The organism is Mesorhizobium sp. M7D.F.Ca.US.004.03.1.1 (genome assembly GCF_003998635.1).
GTDB lineage: Bacteria > Pseudomonadota > Alphaproteobacteria > Rhizobiales > Rhizobiaceae > Mesorhizobium > Mesorhizobium loti.
Map to the genome: position 1 here is coordinate 1 of NZ_RZQG01001775.1, position 474 is coordinate 474.

The 474-nt window shown below is 57.8% G+C and carries 1 pseudogene; it reads left to right on the forward strand.

Going from position 1 to position 474, the window contains the following annotated elements:
- Window positions 1-474 (forward strand): annotated as a pseudogene (locus tag EN935_RS39975) (Tn3 family transposase); the annotation flags it as partial.

Sequence of the window (474 nt, forward strand, 5' to 3'; positions counted from 1 at the left end):
ATTATCAAGCTCGGCCAGAAGCTCACGGACGATGCAGTGTCGATGTTCATCAAGCTGATAGGTCGGCTGTTCTCGCAAGCCAATAACCGCAAGAAGCAGCGGCACATGGACTGCAGGCCGGATACCGCCAAGGCGCTGCGCATGTTCCTCCAAACCATCACTGCTCTCCAATCCGCGAACGACTATGGCCGGAACGCATTGGAGGTTCTCGATCAGGAAGTCGGGTGGCACCGCCTGCTCCGAATCAAGCCTGAGCTTGAGTCGATGGTCGAAGACAATGAGGCGTCACCCTTGACCTTGGCGGCAGAGCAATATGCGACCGTCAACAAATATGCCGGTGCGTTCCTACAGGCGTTCACGTTCCGCTCAGCGCGCCGCCACGATCCGCTTCTTGCGGCAATTTCGGTCCTGAAAGGCCTCTATGCCGAGAAGCGTCGGACACTTCCGGATCGCGTTCCCGTCACTCACCTAAGC